21 protein-coding genes are annotated in these 18644 nt (G+C 63.7%); 13 read left to right on the top strand and 8 right to left on the bottom strand.

Going from position 1 to position 18644, the window contains the following annotated elements; genetic code table 11:
* Positions 1–32 precede the first annotated feature (32 nt).
* Positions 33–1628 (bottom strand): phosphoenolpyruvate carboxykinase, encoded by a 1596-nt coding sequence (locus tag MU848_RS18335; RefSeq protein WP_247234739.1) that lies wholly within the window; start codon positions 1626–1628, stop codon positions 33–35.
* Between the two features lie 283 nt (positions 1629–1911).
* Between MU848_RS18335 and MU848_RS18340 the strand changes: the two genes are divergently transcribed.
* The 8 genes from MU848_RS18340 (at position 1912) to MU848_RS18375 (ending at position 8561) form a co-directional block, all read left to right on the top strand.
* On the top strand, positions 1912–2616 hold the full coding sequence (locus tag MU848_RS18340; RefSeq protein WP_097091007.1) for a response regulator transcription factor: 705 nt from the start codon (positions 1912–1914) through the stop codon (positions 2614–2616).
* The gene (locus MU848_RS18345) at positions 2585–4180 is read left to right on the top strand and encodes a sensor histidine kinase (RefSeq protein WP_247234741.1); all 1596 of its coding nucleotides are present in this window, start codon (positions 2585–2587) and stop codon (positions 4178–4180) included. The genes MU848_RS18340 and MU848_RS18345 overlap by 32 nt, the downstream gene beginning before the upstream one ends.
* 93 nt (positions 4181–4273) lie before the next feature.
* On the top strand, positions 4274–4708 hold the full coding sequence (locus MU848_RS18350) for an HPr kinase/phosphorylase (RefSeq protein WP_201514978.1): 435 nt from the start codon (positions 4274–4276) through the stop codon (positions 4706–4708).
* Positions 4705–5643 (top strand): RNase adapter RapZ, encoded by a 939-nt coding sequence (gene rapZ, locus MU848_RS18355; protein ID WP_247234743.1) that lies wholly within the window; start codon positions 4705–4707, stop codon positions 5641–5643. The genes MU848_RS18350 and rapZ overlap by 4 nt, the downstream gene beginning before the upstream one ends.
* 23 nt (positions 5644–5666) lie before the next feature.
* Complete coding sequence (locus tag MU848_RS18360) at positions 5667–6071, top strand: PTS sugar transporter subunit IIA (protein ID WP_097091003.1); 405 nt, start codon at positions 5667–5669, stop codon at positions 6069–6071.
* Positions 6068–6340, top strand: a complete 273-nt coding sequence (locus MU848_RS18365) for an HPr family phosphocarrier protein (RefSeq protein ID WP_097091002.1) — start codon at positions 6068–6070, stop codon at positions 6338–6340. The genes MU848_RS18360 and MU848_RS18365 overlap by 4 nt, the downstream gene beginning before the upstream one ends.
* A gap of 65 nt (positions 6341–6405) precedes the next feature.
* Positions 6406–7206 (top strand): TrmH family RNA methyltransferase, encoded by an 801-nt coding sequence (locus MU848_RS18370; RefSeq protein WP_097091001.1) that lies wholly within the window; start codon positions 6406–6408, stop codon positions 7204–7206.
* A 65-nt stretch (positions 7207–7271) separates the two neighbouring features.
* The gene (locus tag MU848_RS18375) at positions 7272–8561 is read left to right on the top strand and encodes an MFS transporter (RefSeq protein ID WP_247234745.1); all 1290 of its coding nucleotides are present in this window, start codon (positions 7272–7274) and stop codon (positions 8559–8561) included.
* A gap of 219 nt (positions 8562–8780) precedes the next feature.
* Here MU848_RS18375 and rplS read toward each other — a convergent pair whose 3' ends face one another.
* The 6 genes from rplS to ffh form a co-directional block, all read right to left on the bottom strand.
* Entirely contained in the window at positions 8781–9149 is a 369-nt protein-coding gene (gene rplS, locus MU848_RS18380; RefSeq protein WP_022681436.1) for a 50S ribosomal protein L19, read from the bottom strand.
* Positions 9150–9161: 12 nt separating this feature from the next.
* Positions 9162–9893, bottom strand: coding sequence for a tRNA (guanosine(37)-N1)-methyltransferase TrmD (gene trmD / locus MU848_RS18385; protein WP_247234747.1), 732 nt, complete (start codon positions 9891–9893; stop codon positions 9162–9164).
* Positions 9890–10162 (bottom strand): hypothetical protein, encoded by a 273-nt coding sequence (locus tag MU848_RS18390; RefSeq protein ID WP_247234748.1) that lies wholly within the window; start codon positions 10160–10162, stop codon positions 9890–9892. The genes trmD and MU848_RS18390 overlap by 4 nt, the downstream gene beginning before the upstream one ends.
* A gap of 69 nt (positions 10163–10231) precedes the next feature.
* Positions 10232–10690: a ribosome maturation factor RimM gene (gene rimM / locus MU848_RS18395; protein WP_247234836.1), complete on the bottom strand. Its 459-nt coding sequence runs from the start codon at positions 10688–10690 to the stop codon at positions 10232–10234.
* Positions 10691–10843: 153 nt separating this feature from the next.
* Positions 10844–11308, bottom strand: coding sequence for a 30S ribosomal protein S16 (rpsP, locus tag MU848_RS18400; protein WP_097090996.1), 465 nt, complete (start codon positions 11306–11308; stop codon positions 10844–10846).
* Between the two features lie 103 nt (positions 11309–11411).
* A complete protein-coding gene (gene ffh, locus MU848_RS18405) occupies positions 11412–12884 on the bottom strand; it encodes a signal recognition particle protein (RefSeq protein WP_247234750.1) in 1473 nt (490 codons plus the stop codon).
* A gap of 380 nt (positions 12885–13264) precedes the next feature.
* Between ffh and dapF the strand changes: the two genes are divergently transcribed.
* The 4 genes from dapF to ispZ all read left to right on the top strand — a co-directional run bounded on the left by dapF (position 13265) and on the right by ispZ (position 17085).
* On the top strand, positions 13265–14065 hold the full coding sequence (gene dapF / locus MU848_RS18410; protein ID WP_097090994.1) for a diaminopimelate epimerase: 801 nt from the start codon (positions 13265–13267) through the stop codon (positions 14063–14065).
* Positions 14066–14068: 3 nt separating this feature from the next.
* Positions 14069–15400, top strand: coding sequence for a tRNA (N(6)-L-threonylcarbamoyladenosine(37)-C(2))-methylthiotransferase MtaB (mtaB, locus tag MU848_RS18415; RefSeq protein WP_247234752.1), 1332 nt, complete (start codon positions 14069–14071; stop codon positions 15398–15400).
* Positions 15397–16335 carry a signal recognition particle-docking protein FtsY gene (gene ftsY / locus MU848_RS18420; protein WP_097090992.1) on the top strand — a complete coding sequence of 313 codons (939 nt, stop codon included), beginning with the start codon at positions 15397–15399 and terminating at the stop codon, positions 16333–16335. The genes mtaB and ftsY overlap by 4 nt, the downstream gene beginning before the upstream one ends.
* A 102-nt stretch (positions 16336–16437) precedes the next feature.
* A complete protein-coding gene (gene ispZ, locus MU848_RS18425; protein ID WP_247234754.1) occupies positions 16438–17085 on the top strand; it encodes a septation protein IspZ in 648 nt (215 codons plus the stop codon).
* Between the two features lie 163 nt (positions 17086–17248).
* Here ispZ and MU848_RS18430 read toward each other — a convergent pair whose 3' ends face one another.
* Entirely contained in the window at positions 17249–17812 is a 564-nt protein-coding gene (locus MU848_RS18430; RefSeq protein WP_247234756.1) for a urate hydroxylase PuuD, read from the bottom strand.
* 210 nt (positions 17813–18022) lie between these two features.
* Between MU848_RS18430 and MU848_RS18435 the strand changes: the two genes are divergently transcribed.
* Positions 18023–18634 carry a superoxide dismutase gene (locus MU848_RS18435; RefSeq protein WP_097090989.1) on the top strand — a complete coding sequence of 204 codons (612 nt, stop codon included), beginning with the start codon at positions 18023–18025 and terminating at the stop codon, positions 18632–18634.
* Positions 18635–18644 lie beyond the last annotated feature (10 nt).

Raw genomic sequence — 18644 nt, forward strand, 5'->3', positions numbered from 1 at the left:
CTCCTTCACCTTTGCGATCGTCGGCCCTGCTATCAGGCAGCCGTCAGCGCAGCCTGACGCACCGATGCATCCACATGTTCTTCGAATTGGGCGAAATTGTCCACGAACTGCTTCACCAGCTTGCCAGCCGTCTCGTCATAGGCGGCCTGATCAGCCCAGGTCGCGCGCGGATCGAGGATGGTCGCGTCAACGCCCGGCACCGCGACGGGAACCTGGAAGCCGAAATTGGGATCGACCCGGAACTCGGCATCGTTGAGGCTGCCGTCCAGCGCCGCGTTCAGCAGGGCGCGGGTCACCTTGATCGGCATGCGCTTGCCAACGCCATATTTGCCGCCGGTCCAGCCGGTGTTGACCAGCCAGCAGGTGACGCCGCCCTTGTTGATCCGGTCCTTGAGCAGATTGCCGTAGACCGAGGGATGACGCGGCATGAAGGGGGCGCCAAAGCAGGTGGAGAAGGTCGCCGAAGGCTCCGTCACGCCGATTTCCGTGCCCGCGACGCGCGCGGTGTAGCCGGACAGGAAGTGATACATCGCCTGATCCGGGGTCAGCCGCGCGATCGGAGGCAGCACACCATAGGCGTCGGCGGTCAGGAAGATGATATTCTTCGGCACCGGACCCAGATTCTTTTCCGACGCATTCGGAATGAAGTCGATCGGGTAGGAACCACGGCTGTTTTCAGCCAGGCTGTTGTCGTCGAGGTCAATCTCGCGCGTATCCTCGTCGATCACCACATTTTCCAGCACCGTGCCAAAGCGCTTGGTCGTCGCGAAGATCTCCGGCTCGGCTTCGGCCGACAGGTTGATCATCTTGGCATAGCAGCCGCCTTCGAAATTGAAGACCGCCGTGTCCGACCAGCCATGTTCATCGTCGCCGATCAGCGTGCGGCTGGCATCGGCCGACAGCGTCGTCTTGCCGGTGCCGGACAGGCCGAAGAAGACTGCCGTGTCGCCGTTCGGGCCGATATTGGCCGAACAGTGCATGGGCATCACGCCCTTGGTCGGCAGCAGATAGTTGAGGATGCCGAAGACCGACTTCTTCATTTCGCCGGCATATTTGGTGCCGCCGATCAGGATCAGCTTTTCGCTGAAATTGACCGCGATCACCGTTTCGCTGCGCGAACCATGACGGGCCGGATCAGCCTGGAAAGACGGCAGGTCGATGATGGTATATTCAGGGGCAAAGCCGCTCAGCTCTTCCGCCTTGGGCCGCACCAGCAGCGTGCGGATGAACAGGTTGTGCCAGGCAAGTTCGTTGATGACGCGGACGTTCACCCGATGCTCGGGCTGCGAACCGCCGAACAGATCTGCGACGTAGAGCTTTTCCTTCTGGCCCAGCGCCTTGAAAAAATCTTCCTTGAGCGCGGCGAAATGTTCGGGCGTCATCGGGACATTGGTCTTGCCCCACCACACCGTGGATTCGGTCTCGGCGTCCTTGACGATGAACTTGTCGTTGGCCGAACGGCCGGTGTGCTTGCCGGTCTTGACGACCAGCGGGCCATCCTTGGACAGCATGCCTTCGCCATTTGCGATGGCAGCTTCGACGAGCGGCGCGGTGCCGAGATTCCAATGCAATTCAGCGGTCGTGGAAATGCCCTGCTGATCCAGGGTAATTGAGGATTTGGCCTGCACGCCTTAGCTCCTGATGTGATTACTCCGGCCCGCCAACTCGCGCTCGCGACCGATCCGCTCCTAGCGTCGCCGGCCTCATATGGGCGGCAACATTCCTGCAGATGGGGGGGCAATAAGCCTTTGCACCCCCAGCGTCAAATCCCGCCCGCACGCACTTTATCCCAGATTAACACGGGTAAACCGCATAATCGCCCGCCTACCCCTTTCTTGCGAGCGGGGCAGGCATCGTCTAACGCTGGATGGGAAGGCCTGAGCAGGGCGGCCACGATCTTTGGGAACAAGCATGACTCCAACCATCGCCCTTGTGGATGATGACAAGAATATCCTGACTTCCGTGTCCATCGCGCTGCAGGCCGAAGGCTTCCTGACGCGCCTCTATTCGGATCCGGAGGCGGCGCTGAAGGCGCTGCTCGACAATCCCGCCGACCTTGCTGTGTTCGACATCAAGATGCCGGGCATGGACGGCCTGGAACTGCTGCGGCGGCTGCGGGAAAAGAGCCAGATGCCGGTGATCTTCCTGACGTCCAAGACCGATGAGCTGGACGAGGCGCTGGGCCTTGCCATGGGTGCGGACGATTATATCGCCAAGCCCTTTTCCCAGCGCCTGTTGATCGCCCGCATCCGCGCCATCCTGCGCCGCTCGGAAGTCGGACGGGCGACCGATGCGAGTGACGAGCCCGCCGCCGAACCGATCATACGCGGCCGCCTGGAAATGGATCCGGCCCGCCATCGCGTCAAATGGATGGGGCAGGACGTCACGCTGACGGTCACGGAGTTCCTGATCCTCGAAACGCTCGCGTCGCGGCCCGGCGTCGTCAAGAACCGCAACCAGTTGATGGATGCTGCGTATCAGGATGACGTCTATGTCGACGACCGCACCATCGACAGCCACATCAAGCGGCTCCGCCGCAAATTCCGCGAGGTTGATCCTGAATTCAACGCAATCGACACGCTCTATGGCGCCGGATATCGATTCTCCGAAGAATGATCCGCGGGACGGCGGGTTGCGCTGGTCGGGCCGCATCAGCCTGACGCCGCGCATCCTGGCGGTCAACGTGTTCGCGCTCGCCTTGCTGGCGGGCGGCTTCTTCTATCTGGACAGCTATCGAACCCGCATCGTGGACGCGCGGCTGGAGCAGTCCGCGCGCGAATTGAAGCTGCTCGCCATCGGGCTGGAGACGGCCCCGGCCGAACAACATAACGCCCTGATCGCCGCCTACGCCCGGCAAACGCACGATCGCGTTCGCCGCTATGGACCGGACGGGCGGCTGATCGCGGACAGTTTCGCCATGGATGCGCCCCGCTACCGGCTGCGCCTGCCTTCGGAAGAAGGCTGGCGGCGGCATGCCGCGCGTTTCCTCGACAAGGCGGTGGACCGCGTCGTCTTCGCCGATCGCCCGCCCAATTTCGAAGAACCTGCCGTGGACCGGGCGGATGCCTGGCCGGAGGTGCTGCTCGCGCGCAAGACAGGCCAGCCGCAGGCGACGAACCGCTATGCCCCCGATCGCACCTTCATGATCTCGGCGGCGACGGGCATGAAGGATGGCGGCAGCCTGCTTGCGACCGAAAATGCGCGCGACATCACCCGAACGGTGCGGGCGGAGCGGCTGAGGCTAGGCATCGTCATCGCCGCCGCCGTGCTGGCGTCGGTTCTGCTCTCGCTGTTCCTCGCCCGGACCATCGTCCAGCCGCTGCAACGCCTGGCCCGCGCCGCCGTGCGCGTCCGCCTTGGCCGCGCGCGCGAGGTGACGGTGCCACGCCTGCCGGAGCGGCGCGACGAGATCGGCATGCTCGCCCGCGCGCTTTCCGACATGAGCCACGCATTGAGGCAGCGGATCGACGCCACCGACGCCTTCGCGGCCGATGTCAGCCATGAGCTCAAGAACCCCATCGCCTCGCTCCGCTCTGCCCTCGACGCTATGGAACGGATCGACAAGCCGGAGTTGCGTGATCAGCTGATGGCGATTGCGCAGGACGACGTGCGGCGGCTCGACCGGCTGGTCACCGACATCGCCGAAGCGTCCCGCATCGATGCCCAGCTTTCCCGCACGCGGTTCGAACCCATCGACCTTGGCTTGTTGATCGAGCGCATGGTCGTGGCGCGCGAGGCACGGGGCGTTCCACGGGGCGTCCGGCTCGCCTTCGCCCGCCCGCGCAAGGATGTCGCCGTCGTGCTCGGCGAAGAGCAGCGCCTGCTCCGCGTGCTCGACAACCTGATCGACAACGCCATCTCCTTCTCGCCCGACGGCGGGCTCGTGCAGATCGTCGCGACCGTGGCCGATCATGAAGTGCTGGTCAGCGTGGAGGATGAAGGGCCCGGCGTGCCCGAGTCCCAGCGCGAACATGTCTTCCGCCGCTTTCACAGTGTCCGTCCGGAAACGGAAAGCTTCGGCAAGCATTCGGGCCTTGGCCTTGCCATCGCCCGGTCGATCGTCGAAGGCCATCAAGGCAAGATCAGCATCGCCGACCGCGAGGACAACCAGCGTGGCGCCTGTTTCATGCTGCGCCTGCCCATGGGGGTTGAGCGTGATCCCGGCATTGTCTCGGAATAGGACAAAGCGCTTAAGTTTTTGACGTTTGCGTTAATTTCCTTCGTCAATTCGATTCACACGCACCGCCGCAAGGTCTAAGAAGAGGTCAGGGACATGGCGGCGCAAGACTCAACCGAAACAGTGCACGCAACGAGCGTCGCGATAGGTGGGCGCGGCATTCTGCTATGTGGCGCAAGCGGCGCAGGGAAATCCGATCTGGCGCTGCGCCTGATCGATCGTGGCGCCATGCTCATCAGCGACGACTATACGATCGTGGAGCGTAACGGGGGGCAACTGACCGCGTCCGCACCCGCCACCATCGCTGGAAAGATGGAGGTGCGCGGGTTGGGAGTCGTGGACATGCCCTTTGCCAGCGAGGCACCGCTGGCGCTGGTCGTCGACCTTGCGCAGCATGTCGACCGCATGCCGGGTGATCCGGACGAATGGATCATCGCCGGCGCGCCGCTGCCCGTCATCAAGCTTTCGCCTTTCGAAGCGTCCGCCCCGATCAAGGTCGAACTGGCGCTGGGCGCGGTGAGGCTGGCATGAGCGCGCCCACGCCCAAGACCATCCTCCTGGTGTCGGGCCTGTCCGGGGCGGGCAAGACGACCGCGCTCAAGACGCTGGAGGACATGGGGTGGGAAGTCGTCGACAACCTCCCGCTCCTCCTGCTGGAGCGGCTGCTCGACACGCCCGTGCCTGCGGGCCACGAGGAACTGGACGACCGGCCTTTGGCGCTCGGCATCGACGCGCGCACCCGTGGCTTCGACGCGCAGGCGATCGTCCAGCGGATCAAGGCGCTGCGCACCCGGCGCGGCCATGATGTCGAAACGCTCTTCCTCGACTGTTCCGACATGGAACTGGAACGCCGCTTTGCCGAAACGCGCCGCCGCCACCCGCTGGCGTCCGACCGTCCGGCCGCGCACGGGCTGGCGCGGGAGCGCGAGCTTACCGATCCCTTACGCCGCTGGGCGACCCATGTCATCGACACGACCAGCCTGACCAGCAACGGGCTGCAGCAGGAAATCCGCAACCGTTTTTCGCGTGACGGCCTGTCCGCCCCGACGCTGACGATCATGTCCTTCGGCTTTTCGCGCGGCGTGCCCCTGAATGCCGATCTGGTGTTCGACATGCGCTTCCTGCGCAATCCGCATTGGGAAGCGGATTTGCGCCCCCATACCGGGCTCGATCCTGGGGTCGCTGCCTATATCATCGAAGATCCCGCCTATGAGGACACCGTCCACCGCATAGAGGAACTGCTCGCGCTCCTGATCCCGCGCTATGAGGAAAGCGGCAAATCCTATGTGACCGTCGCCTTCGGCTGCACCGGGGGACGGCACAGGTCGGTCCATGTCGCCGAGCGGGTCGCCAAATACTTGCAAGACGCGGGCTTTTCGCCCACGGTCTCGCACCGCAATATGGAATCAGCGCCCCAGGACAGTCTGGAGAAGCGCGAACCGGGAGGCCCGAAAGCTAAATCATGAAACAATCTGGGCCGGGTAGGTAGATGATAGGACTTGTTCTCGTCACGCATGGATCGCTGGCGACGGAATTCGTCGTGGCGATGGAGCATGTGGTCGGTCCGCAGCAGCAGATCGCGACCATCTGCATCGGCCCGGAAGACGACATGGAGGTTCGCCGCGCCGATATTGCATCGGCGGTGGAGCGGGTGAATGACGGTTCGGGCGTCATCCTGCTCACCGACCTGTTCGGCGGCACCCCGTCCAACCTCGCCATCTCTTTGCTGAAGGCAGGCGAGATCGAGGTGATTGCGGGCATCAACCTGCCCATGCTCATCCGCCTGGAAAGCGCGCGCAAGGTCATGGACGTGCGCCAGGCCGTCGCCGCCGCGCGCGAAGCGGGCCAGAAATATATCAGCGTCGCATCCGAATTGTTGGGCAGCACCACATGAGCGAAATCAGCAGGCAAGTTCTGATCAGCAACAAGCGCGGCCTGCACGCGCGCGCCAGCGCCAAGTTCGTGACGCTGGCAAGCGGCCTTCCCGCCCAGATCACCGTGCGCAAGGACGGCAGCGAAGTGACCGGCACGTCGATCATGGGCCTCATGATGCTGGGCGCGGCGCTGGGCGATTCCATCACCATCAGCGCCCAGGGGCCCGATGCCGAAGAATCGCTCGGCAAGCTGGTGACGCTGGTCGAAGACAAGTTCGGCGAAGAATAGCTCTTCCGCGCTCCGCCCCGGCCCGATAGAGAGGCCGCCTCATCCTCAGGAGGAAAGCAGGCGCAGTGGCACGCGAGATCACCGGATTTTCCAACCCGCTGGTCAAGCGCGTCCGCTCCTTGCGCGAAAAGAAGTTCCGCAAGGCCGAGGGGCTGTTCCTGGCAGAAGGCCTCCGCATCCTCACCGAAGCGCGCGAGGAAGGCGTGCTGCCGGAAATGCTCTTCCACGCCGGGTCCACCCACCCGCTCGCCGCAGAGCTGATCGCCGCGATGGAGGCGTCAGGCGGCGACGTCATCGAAACCACGCCCGACATCCTGTCCAAGATTTCCGGCAAGGATAATGCCCAAGCGGTCGTCGGCGTCTATCGCGACCGGCTGACCCCCTTGGCGAAGCTCGACCGGAGCAAGGCCGACATCTGGATCGTCGCCCAGTCGCTCCGCGATCCCGGCAACCTCGGCACCATATTGCGTACTGGCGATGCGGTGGGGGCTGGCGGCCTCATCCTGATCGACGATTGCGTCGATCCCTTTTCGGTCGAATCCGTCCGCGCATCGATGGGCGCGCTCTTCACCCAGTCGATCACCCAGGCGCGCTGGGGCGAATTCATGCACTGGCTGCGGCAAGGGCCGGGCGAACTGATCGGCACCAGCCTCAAAGCGACGCAGGATTATCAGGAACCGCGCTATGCCAGCCCCTCCTTCCTGCTGGTCGGCAACGAAGCGCAGGGCCTTCCCGAGGCGTATGAGGCGGAATGCGATCAGCTGGTGAAGATGCCGATGCTTGGCAAAGCCGACAGCCTCAACGCTGCCGTCGCCTGCGCCGTGATGGCCTATGAACTGCTGAACCAGAGGCGAGCGAAACGATAACGATAAGCAAACCATTCCCCTCAACGGGGGCGAGGTGATCCAGAATGCGGGGGATAGAGAGAAAGATGGCAAGCGAGGGAATAGGCGCAATGCTGCGCCACAAACGGGTGCTGGCGGCTAGCCTCATCGGCACGGCGGTCGAATTCTACGACTTCTACATCTACGCCACCGCCGCAAGCCTCATCTTTCCCTCGCTCTTCTTCCCCTCATCCTCGCCCACGGCGCAGTTGATGGCGTCATACGGCTCCCTCGCCCTCGCCTTCTTCGCCCGGCCTTTGGGCGCAGCAGTGTTCGGCCATTATGGCGACCGTATCGGCCGGAAGGCGACGCTCGTTACCTCTCTCATGCTGATGGGCGGATCGACGCTCGCTATCGGCTTCCTGCCGACTTACCAGATGATCGGCTGGTGGGCGCCGCTCATCCTCTGCATCCTGCGCTTCGGGCAAGGTTTGGGACTTGGCGGCGAATGGGGCGGCGCGGCGCTGCTGGCGGTCGAAAATGCCCCTCCCGGCTGGCGAGCGCGCTTCGGCATGTTCCCGCAACTGGGCGCGCCGGTCGGCTTCATCGCCGCCAACGGCCTGTTCCTGATCCTCGGCATGTTCCTCACCGATGAGGATTTCTTCGCCTGGGGCTGGCGCCTGCCCTTCCTCGGCAGCGCGGTGCTGGTCATCCTCGGCCTCTGGATACGGCTGAAGCTCACTGAAACGCCGGAATTCGCCGCGGCCAAGGCCGAAGCGCCGCCGCCCGCCGTCCCGCTGGCTACATTGTTCCAGAACCATCTTGGCGCGGCGATCGCGGGGACGTTCGCGTGCGCGGCCTGCTTTGCCGTCTACTATATCGCGACCGCATGGGCGCTGGGCTATGGCACGACCGCGCTGAAGATCGACCGCGAGACATTCCTTGCCATCCAGTTGGGCGCGATCCTGTTCATGGCGTTCAGCATCATATTGGCAGGATGGTGGGCCGACCGCAGCAGCCCGACCCGCGTGCTGGCATGGGGTTGCTTGGGCACGGTGGCGATGGGCGTGATCTTCGGTCCGGCAATGGGCACGGGAGCCTTGTTGCCGATCTTCCTGATACTCAGCCTCGCGCTGTTTCTGATGGGCTTCGTATATGGGCCGCTCGGCGCTTATCTTCCGCACTTGTTCCCGGTGCAGCTGCGCTATACCGGCGCGTCCTTCGCCTTCAACCTGGGCGGCATCATCGGCGGCGCGCTGGCGCCGATCGTCGCGACCTGGCTGATTGCTGCGCGGGGGGTGGAACTGGTCGGCCTCTACATGACCGCCGTGGCGCTGGTCAGCCTTGTCGGCTTGTGGTTCACGAGCCGGACCAACGAACGCGACGCTGTCCGCTGAGGGGGATAAAACCTCTTCTCCCCTCCCGCAGGCGGGAGGGGCAGCGAGACTTGCGCGCAAAGCGCGTTAGTCGCAGCGGGGTGGGCAAGTGCACCGTCGCCTCCACCCCTAACCTCCGGCCTGCCGGAACTCGCCGTCGCCTGCTCCAAACAGAAACAGGCGGCGCTCTTTCGAGCACCGCCTGCTAATCTTTCGCCGGCCATCAAGCCGCGAGGAAGATCAATCCTCGCTGCGGACGTCGCGGCGCTCGGCGATGCGAGCGCGCTTGCCGGTACGGCCGCGCAGATAGTAGAGCTTCGCACGACGCACCACGCCACGGCGGACGACAGTGATCGAATCGATGTTCGGCGAATAGAGCGGGAATACGCGCTCCACGCCTTCACCGAACGAAATCTTGCGCACGGTGAAGTTGCTGCCCATGCCCTTGTTGGAGCGGGCGATGCAGACGCCTTCGTAGTTCTGGACGCGGCTGCGGTCACCTTCGATGACCTTCACGCCGACGCGCAGCGTGTCACCGGGGCGGAATTCCGGGATATCCTTGGCGAGAGCCGCGATGTTCTCGGCCTCGATCTGCTGGATCAAGTTCATTTGACTTAGGTCCTACTTTTCGCGTTGCGCACCAGAGGGCGGCTGGTCCCGAACGCCGATATGACGTTCCCAAAGGTCCGGCCGCCTTAGCCGTGTGTCATCTTCCGCCCTTTGTTTCCGCCAGGCGGCGATCTTCGCATGATCCCCCGATCGCAACACTTCAGGGATCGCGCGCCCTTCCCACAAAGCGGGCCGGGTATAGTGTGGATATTCGAGAAGGCCGCTTTCGAAGCTCTCTTCATCCCCACTGGAAGCCGCGCCCATTACTCCGGGAAGCAACCGAATGCAAGCGTCCAGCAGCATCAACGCGCCCATCTCTCCACCCGACAGGATGATGTCGCCCATGCTGATCTGCTCAATGGGCCGCGCCTCGAAAATGCGCTCGTCAAAGCCTTCGAACCTGCCGCAAAGGATCGTTGCGCCCGGCCCCCCTGCCAGTTCCCGCACGCGGCCTTGCGTGATCGGCCTGCCACGCGGCGTCATGGCGATCACCGGCAGATCGGGCCGCTTTTCCACCGCATGGTCGATGGCAAGGCCAAGTATGTCGGCGCGCAGCACCATGCCCGCCCCGCCGCCCGCGGGCGTATCGTCCACGGTTCTGTGCTTGTCGGTCGCAAAGTCGCGGATGTGGATCGGATCGCACGACCACTTCCCCTCGCTGAGCGCTCGCCCGGCCAGCGACACGCCCAAGGGCCCGGGAAACATCTCCGGATAGAGCGTCAGGATCTGCGCTGCAAAGCTCATGCGCGACGTGCCCTCATCCACGCCACCGCCATGCCGCCCAATAGCGACAACGCACCCCCGGCGATCAGCGATAGGCCGATGCCCCGCTGAAGATCGGCAAAGGGCCGCTCAGGGTGCAGCAGCGATGGCAGCAGGAACAGCATCGGAAAAGGGGCGACCAATGCCAAGGCCGCCGCGACTTTCCGCCCCCGCGTCCAGCCCATGCCGAACAGCCGCCATCCAGCGGCGACCGTCAGCAGCATGTAGAAGGCGATGAGGGCTTTGGGCATGATGGACCTGATAGTTCTTCGTCATGCTGAACTTGTTAGCATGACGCTTGAGGAGAGGTATCCCATCCCTCAAACCGCAAAAGCCGCCTCAATCACCGCGCGATCGTCTGCGATCGTCACCGCATGCATCGGCGCCATGAAGCGCTTGCCGGTCGGCCGCTCGACCTCGATGATGTCGCCAGCGCCGAAATTCTCGACCGCGACGATATTGCCCAGCCCATCGCCATCGCTGGAAAAGCAAGGCAGCCCTAACAGGTCAGCATGATAATATTCACCCTCCTCCAGCGGAGGCAGGGCCGATCGAGGCACGGTGAGTTCCGTGCCGCGCAAGGCTTCCGCTTGCGTGCGGTCGCCGATCTCGGCGAAGCGCGCCACCGCGCCATTGGGCCCGGGGCGCACCGACTTCAACGTCAGCGTGCCGCCCGCAGCGTCGAAGCTCTTGTAGGATTTGAGGGTTTCCACCCCCTCCCCGAAGAGCTTCAGACGAACCTCGCCCGCCACCCCATGCGCGCCAATGATGACGGCCAGAGTGACAGCGCGCGAAGAGGCTGGCCCCTCCCCTTCAGGTTCAACCGAGTGACGTGCCTCGGTTGAAGGGTTGGGCTGGGGGGTGCCGGGCGCGGAGCCATTGTCAGCCCCCACCCCCGGCCCCTCCCCTGAAGGGGAGGGGAGAATACCCATTTAGCCTTCCGCCTGCTCTTCAGCAGCCGCTTCGGGAGCAGCTTCTTCCGCAGGCGCTTCTTCAGCGGCCGGAGCAGCAGCAGCCTCAGCAGCGGCAGCCTTGGCAGCTTCGGCAGCTTCAGCGGCTTCGGCAGCCTTGGCTGCGCGGTCTTCGGCGCGATCCTTGGCCTTCTGGCCCGGCTCAGCCTTCTTCGGGTTGTTGCGGGCAGCGCGTTCCTTCACGCCAGCCGCGTCCAGGAAGCGGGCAACGCGATCGGTCGGCTGCGCGCCAGCGGCAACCCAGTGCTTCGCGCGCTCGACGTCGATCACGACGCGCTTCTCGTCGCCCTTGGGCAGGACGGGGTTGTAGCTGCCGATGCGCTCGATGAACTTGCCGTCACGCGGGGCGCGGCTGTCGGCCACGACGATGCGGTAATAAGGACGCTTCTTGGAACCACCGCGCGAAAGACGAATGGACGTTGCCATGCTGTTTTTGACCTTTCTACTCTAATCTACTTAGCTTCAATTCGTCATCCCAGCGGAAGCTGGGATCTTGTGCCTGAGATCCCAGCCTCGCTGGGATGACAGACTATTTCTTCATGAAATTCTGAAAGCCCGGCGGCAGGTTCGGCATGTTGCCACCCCCGCCCAGGCCACCCAATCCACCGAGCCCGCCAAGGTCCGGCGCGCCGCCCGCGCCGCCCATCAGCTTGTCCATGCCGCCGCCGGTGAACATCTTGGCGAGGCCCTTCAATCCGCCCATCTTGCGGATCTTCTTCATCGCCGTTTCCATCTCCTGATGCATTTTCAGGAGCTTGTTGACTTCCTGCACAGTGCGGCCGGAACCCTTGGCGATGCGGATCTTGCGCTTGGCGTTGATCAGGCCGGGCTTCTCCCGCTCCTTGGGGGTCATGGAGCCGATCATCGCGTCGAGATGGATCAGCGTCTTGTCATTGGCGCCGCTCGCCGCCATCGCGGCCTGCGCCTTCTTGAGGCCCGGCAGCATGCCCGCGAGCGCGCCAAGGCCGCCCATGCGGCGCATCTGATTGAGCTGGGCGCGCAGGTCGTTCATGTCGAACTGACCCTTGGCCATCTTCTTGGCGAGCTTCTCGGCTTCCTCGGCATCGACCGCCTCTGCCGCCTTCTCGACAAGACTGACGACGTCGCCCATGCCCAGGATACGCTGCGCCACGCGCGCGGGATGGAAAGGCTCGATCGCGTCCAGCTTTTCGCCCGTGCCCGCGAACTTGATCGGACGGCCCGTAACGGCGCGCATCGACAGCGCCGCACCACCGCGCGCATCGCCGTCCATGCGGGTCAGCACCACGCCGGTCAGCGGCACCTGAGCGGTAAAGCTGGTCGCGACGTTCACCGCGTCCTGGCCGGTCAGCGAGTCGACGACGAGCAGGATTTCCGCCGGGTCGGAGACTTGCGCCACCGCCTTCATCTCGTCCATCAGCACCTGATCGACGTGCAGACGGCCCGCGGTATCGAGCATCACCACGTCGAAGCCCTGGAGCTTCGCCGCCTGAAGCGCGCGCTTGGCGATATCGACCGGCTGCTGGCCCGGCACGATCGGCAGGGTCGCGACATCGGTCTGCGTGCCCAGCACCGCCAGCTGTTCCTGCGCCGCCGGACGCTGAACGTCGAGCGACGCCATCAGAACCTTCTTGCGCTCTTTTTCCTTCAGGCGCTTGGCGATCTTCGCGGTAGAGGTGGTCTTGCCCGAACCCTGCAGACCGACCATCATGATGACGGCGGGCGGGCTGACATCGATCAGAAGGTCGCTGGTTTCGGCGCCCAGCGTTTCGGTGAGCGTGTCCGAGACGATCTTGACGACCATCTGGCCCGGCGTAACCGATCGCAGCACGTCGCTGCCCACGGCGCGTTCGGTCGCCTGATCAACGAACTGGCGCACTACGGGAAGCGCGACGTCGGCCTCCAGCAGCGCGATTCGCACCTCGCGCATCGCGGCGCGGACATCGTCCTCCGTCAGCGCACCGCGCCCACGCAGCTTGTCGAATACCCCGCTCAGACGATCGCTTAGCGAATCGAACATCATCACCTCATTTGGGCGTAAAAGCCCGGAAAACTGCGCCACCCCGCCAAACGACAAAATCGCCGGCGGGCGAAACCTCGCCGGCCAGCGTCCATCCGGTACTCCCTTGTGAGCGCCATGGATCTGTCAGGGTATCGAACGGCGAACCGTCCAATTGCGATGTGGCCCTTAGCGGAAAGGGTGCAGCGATGCAACCGGCGCGCCAACTCCCTCCGTCAGCCTGCGCCCCAACGTCATGCCAGCGAAGGCTGGCATCTCAGGAGACGTCGCCCGAGGCAGCCCGAGATCCCAGCCTTCGCTGGGATGACGGATGATTTGCCCGGGTCTGGGATAAAACGGCAACTCTGGCCTTTTCCCCGCGCAGCCCCTACATGCGCCCGCCTATGGGACGCTTCTCCAAAATGCACGGACTGGGCAATGATTTCGTCGTGATCGACGCGCGCGAGGACGCGGTCGATATGACATCCACGCGGGCTCAGGCCATTGCCGACCGCCACGCCGGCATCGGCTGCGATCAGCTCATCCTCATCGGGCAATCCGATCGCGCGGACGTATCGATGCGCATCTTCAACAGCGATGGCAGCGAAGTCGAAGCCTGCGGCAACGCCACCCGCTGCGTGCCCCTTTTCGTCGGCCGCGACGTCCTGATCGAAACCAAGGCGGGCCTGCTTGATGCGAAGGCCGTCGACGGTGGCGCCAGCGTCGACATGGGCGCGCCCCGGCTGGACTGGGACGCCATTCCGCTCGCCTATGCGATGGACACGCTCACCATGCCCGTCAGCTGGGAAGACCTTCCCGCCCCCGCCGCCGCCAATGTCGGCAATCCGCATGTCGTCTTCTTCCTTGACGATATGAACGGTGTGAACTTCGACCATTTGGGGCCGATGATCGAGACCGATCCGCTCTTCCCTGCCCGCGTCAACGTGAACTTCGCGCAGGTCATCGGCGACAATCATATCCGCTTGGTCGTATGGGAGCGCGGCGCTGGCCTCACCCGCGCCTGCGGCACAGGAGCCTGCGCGACAGCCGTCGCAGCGGTCCGTCGCAAGCTCGTCAGCGGGCCGACGCGCGTCACGCTGCCCGGCGGCGATCTCGTCATCGACTGGCAGCCCGGCGGTCACATCATGATGACCGGCCCCGCCACCCACGTCTTCGATGGCGAGGCTGACTGGACGCGCTTTTAGAGCATGAGCGGGCCGCAGATCATCACCCTCGGCTGCCGCCTCAACATCGCGGAAAGCGAAGCCATCCGCGAAATAGCGGGCGAACAGGACGACCTTATCGTCGTCAACAGCTGCGCGGTAACCGCCGAAGCCGTGCGCCACACCCGTCAGGCCATCCGCCGCGCCCGCCGCGAACGGCCAGAAGCGAGGATCATGGTCACCGGCTGCGCGGCACAGACGGAACCGGAAACCTTCGCCCAAATGGCGGAAGTCGACGCGGTAATAGGCAATCGGGAGAAGCTCGACCCCGCCCACTACCCGTCATCCCAGCGGAAGCTGGGATCTCAGGCCCAACGCCGTGCGCCACCGCATGAGACCCCAGCCTCCGCTGGGGTGACGGAAGTGTTGAAGGCAGCGGAGAAAGTCCAAGTCTCCGACATCATGGCCGTCCGCGACACAGCGCCGCACATGGCCAGCGCCTTCGCGGAGCATGCCCGCGCCTTCCTCGAAGTGCAAAATGGCTGCGACCATCGGTGCACCTTTTGCATCATCCCTTATGGCCGGGGAAATAGCCGATCCGTCCCCGCAGGCGCCGTCATCGACAAGGCGCGCGAGCTGGTCGATGCAGGCTATCAGGAGATCGTGCTGACGGGCGTGGACGTCACCAGCTACGGCCCCGACCTCCCCGGATCGCCCTCCCTCGGCCTGCTGGTCGAACGCATATTGAAAGCCGTGCCAGCCCTCCTCCGCCTGCGGCTCTCGTCGATCGACAGCGTGGAAATCGACGACCGGCTCTTCGAGCTTCTCGCTCATGAACCGCGCATGATGCCGCACCTGCACCTCTCGCTCCAGGCGGGCGACGACATGATCCTGAAGCGCATGAAGCGCCGCCACATGCGCACCGACGCCATCCGTATCGTGGAGCGCATCAAGGCCGCCCGCCCTGCCATCAGCATCGGCGCGGATATCATCGCCGGTTTCCCGACAGAGGATGAAGCGATGTTTGAAAACAGCCTGAGGCTGGTCGAGCAATGCGCCATCGTCCACGGCCATATCTTCCCCTACTCCCCGCGCGCAGGCACGCCCGCCTCCCGTATGCCGCAAGTCGACCGCGCCATCATCAAGGCGCGCGCCGCCCGCCTCCGTTCGGCCTGCGAGGCGCAACGCCGGGAATGGCTGCAAAGCCTCATCGGCAGCACCCAGTCCGTGCTGGTCGAGCGCAACGCCCTCTCGGGCCACGCCGAAAATTTCGCCCCGGTTCGCTTCGAGGCGCCTCAATCCCCCTCCTCCGTCACGTCCGCAACGATCACGGGCCTTGAGAATGGCGTGCTGATCGCGCAAGAGGCTCGTCAATGACTGAACCCGGCACCAGCTGGCGCGACCGCCTCTTCGGCGGCTTGAAGCGCACCTCCGACAAGCTTGGCGAGAACCTCACCGGCCTCTTCACGAAGGCCGCGCTTGACGACCAGACGCTCGACGAGATCGAGGAAGCGCTGATCGTCAGCGACTTAGGGCCCGCCATGGCCGCCCGCGTGCGCGATCGTCTGTCCGAAGGCCGCTACAATCGCGAACTGACCGAAGATTATCTGCGCGAGATCATCGCGGAAGAGATCGAGAAGGTCCTCGCTCCGGTCGCCCGCCCGCTGGAGATCGAAGCCTTTCCCCGTCCTCAAGTCATCCTGGTCATCGGCGTCAATGGTTCCGGCAAGACCACCACCATCGCCAAGCTCGCGAATAATTTCCTGGAGCAGGATTATGGCGTGATGCTGGCGGCGGGCGACACCTTCCGCGCCGCCGCCATCGGACAGCTCAAGGTCTGGGCCGACCGGCTTGGCATCCCCATCGTCGCGGGCAAGGAAGGCGGCGACGCAGCGGGCATCGTGTTCGATGCGGTCAAGCAGGCGACCGCCACCGGTATCGACGTGCTGATCGTCGACACCGCCGGCCGCCTGCAGAACAAGACCGAGCTGATGGATGAACTGGCCAAGATCCGCCGCGTGCTCGGCCGGTTGAACCCGGCTGCACCCCATGACGTTGTGCTGGTGCTGGATGCCACCACCGGACAGAATGCGTTGAGCCAGATCGAAGTTTTCAAGGAAGTCGCGCAAGTCACCGGCCTCGTCATGACGAAGCTGGACGGCACCGCGCGTGGCGGCGTACTGGTCGCGGCGGCCGAGAAATATCGCCTGCCCATCCATGCGATCGGAGTGGGAGAGAAGATCGAGGATCTGCGCCCCTTCGACCCCGGCGACATGGCGCGCGCGATCGCGGGAACGGCCTATGCGCGTTGAGATCACCATCTTAGTCATCCCGGCGGAAGCTGGAATCATGCGGGCACAGAACGGCCCAACCTTACAAGATGCCAGCTTCCGCTGGCATGACGCAGGTGCCCAATGACTGACTCCAAACCAGCCCATGGCGGCAACCTCAGCCTCGCGCTCGACTTCGGCCCGCTGCTCGTCTTCTTCCTGACCTACAAGGGCGTGGGCTGGATCTGGGGCCCGGGCAACCCGATCACCGCGATGAGCTTAAGCACGGCCGCCTTCATGGCCGCCATCGTCATCGCGGTCATCATCTCGAAGGTGAAGCTCGGCCGCGTGTCGCCCATGCTGTGGCTGTCGGCGATGCTCGTGCTCTTTTTCGGCGGCCTCACCATCTATTTCCAGGATCAAAGCTTCATCCAGGTGAAGCCGACGATCATCTACAGCTTCTTCGCCCTGATGCTGTTCGGCGGGCTTCTGCGTGGCAGGGCGCTGCTCAAATATCTGCTGCAGGCCGCCTATGACGGCCTGACCGACGAAGGCTGGCGCAAGCTGTCGCGCAACTGGGGCATCTTCTTCGCCGCCATGGCCGTCGCCAATGAAGTGATGCGCCATTCGATGAGCTTCGACGCTTGGCTTTCGGTGAAGGTCTGGGGCGTGACAGTGGTTTCATTGCTCTTCGCCCTCGCCAACATCCCGATGCTCACGCGTCACGGACTAACATTGGGCAACAATCTCGACAGCGAGGAAGTCGGCGAGACTACGCCACCCCAGGGGTGATGCGGATCTGGCGCCACGCATATTATTTTCGTTCGGGCTGAGCCTGTCGAAGCCCTTCCCTTCTTCCAAGATAGCCCTTCGAAAAGCTCGGGGCGAACGGAGGAGAAGTCAGTCGGAAAACGCAGGCGGAGCCAGCCTTGGCCAGCCCCGCCCAAACCTCGATTCAACCGCCGTTGAAGTTCACCATGCAATACAGCATCGGCAAAGACAGCAGCGTATTGGTGCGCGAGAAGATCATCGCCGTCGTCGCCGCTTTCGCCTTCACCGCATCCTCGGCGGGAACGATGCCCAGCGCCTTCTTCTGGTTCGGCCAAATGATGAACCACACGTTGAACGCCATGATCAGCGCCAGCCACATGCCAATGCCGATCAGCACGAAACCGGGCGTCAACGTCAGTGCTTCCACCAGATAGCCGCTGCGCCAGGCGATGATCGCCCCGGTCAGCACCGTCAGCGCCGCGCCCCAGCGAAAGAAGAACAGGGCCGAAGGCGCGATGAACTTGGACACGCCGGGCTTCAATTCCGCCGGAACCTTCGGCATCGTCGGGATCTGGACGAAGTTGAAATAGTAAAGCAGGCCGATCCAGGTGATGCCGAAGAACAAGTGAAGCCACCGCAATATAGCCTGTTCCGGCACGGTATTGGCGGGAATAGCGAAGATGATGGCGAGCGCGAGGACAAGCCCCACCACCAGCACAAGATGCAAATTGCCGAAGAATTTTGCCATTGATCCGTCCCCTATTATCAGCCGCTGCTTTTGCACGGCCTAACCGGCGATTCTAAGGCATCGTTACGCTGCTGTCACACGGATATTTCCATGCAGCTAAACGAAAATATCCTGTTTTCCGCAGTGCAATAAGGCTGCTACGGGGCCGGGACACTTCCGGTGGCATGACCGTTATGCCGCCATCCATCCATGAACCCGAGGAGTTCCGACATGGCCTTTGTTCTGCCTGACCTGCCCTATTCCAAGGATGCCTTTGGCGACATTCTGTCAGCCGAAACCTTCGACTATCACCATGGCAAGCACCACAATGCCTATGTCGTGAAGGCCAATGAGCTGATCGCGGCCGATCCCGCGCTTCAGGGCAAGTCGCTCGTCGAATTGATCAAGAGCAGCAAGGGCGCGCTGTTCAACCAGGTTGGCCAGATCTGGAACCACACCTTCTACTGGCATTCGCTTTCCCCGGAAAAGAAGCAGCCTTCGGGCCAGCTTCTCGACCTCATCAACGAAGGCTTTGGTTCGGTCGATGCCCTGCTCGACAAGCTGAAGGCGGAGGCCGTCGGCCATTTCGCCAGCGGTTGGGCTGCGCTGATCCTGAAGGACGGCAAGCTCGAAGTGACCAGCTATCATGACGCCGACACCCCCGTCGCGCATGGCCACACGCCGCTGCTGATCCTCGATGTGTGGGAGCATGCCTATTATATCGACTATCGCAATCTGCGTCCCAACTATGCCGAGCGCGTGCTGAAGGAAGCGATCAACTGGGACTTCGTCGCCCAGAATCTCGACGGCGAAGGCGCCAGCCGCGCTGACCAGCCGGGCTGATCCGTTATGC

The organism is Sphingobium agri, from assembly GCF_023051225.1.
Lineage (GTDB): Bacteria > Pseudomonadota > Alphaproteobacteria > Sphingomonadales > Sphingomonadaceae > Sphingobium > Sphingobium agri.